Below are 544 nucleotides of genomic sequence, written 5' to 3' on the forward strand. Positions count from 1 at the left end.
CCGTAGCGGCGGTGGCCGCGCGCCAGCTTCTCCAGGTACGCGACCAGCGCGGGCGGATCGTCGGCGGCGCGCCCGGCGGCGAGCAACGCACGGAAGAGCTTGTCGCGCTGGACGTCCATCGCCGCCGGGAAGAGCGCGCGCAGTTCGGGGCGGGCGAGGAAGAGCACGGCGTAGAAGTGCGCCGTCGCCCGGTCCGCGACCGGTTCGACCGCGGCCAGGCTGCGCCGGATCAGCACGATGTCCTGCGGCGTCGGCCCGACCGGCCCGGCGTCCGCGGTCGACGTGGCCGGGCCCGACGCGACCGGGCTCGACGTGACCGAAGACGGCGCGACGGGAGTCGGCGGGATTGACGCCGGCATGGCCGACCCGGGCGTCGAGGCGGGCTGTGTCGAAGCGGGCTGCGTCGACGCGGACGTTTTCCGCACGGAGGAGGCTTTCTGACGGGAGGAGAGCGGAACGACCGCCACCACGGAGCCGGGCAGCGGCATCGGCGGTGGCGGCAGCGGCGCGGCCGGGATGCCCTGGGGCGTCGGCGGTGGAGCGG

Annotated in this window: 1 protein-coding gene and 1 pseudogene; one reads left to right on the forward strand and one right to left on the reverse strand. The window is 76.1% G+C overall.

Translation table 11 applies throughout. The features are described 5' to 3' along the window. Nucleotides 1-236: pseudogene (locus TR50_RS46545) on the reverse strand (globin domain-containing protein); the annotation flags it as partial. A 1-nt stretch (nt 237) separates the two neighbouring features. Here TR50_RS46545 and TR50_RS06590 point away from each other — a divergent pair. Continuing rightward, on the forward strand, nt 238-441 hold the full coding sequence (locus TR50_RS06590) for a hypothetical protein (protein ID WP_042415820.1): 204 nt from the start codon (nt 238-240) through the stop codon (nt 439-441). Nucleotides 442-544: the final 103 nt, after the last annotated feature.

Source organism: Streptacidiphilus anmyonensis (assembly GCF_000787855.1).
Classification (GTDB): Bacteria; Actinomycetota; Actinomycetes; order Streptomycetales; family Streptomycetaceae; genus Streptacidiphilus; species Streptacidiphilus anmyonensis.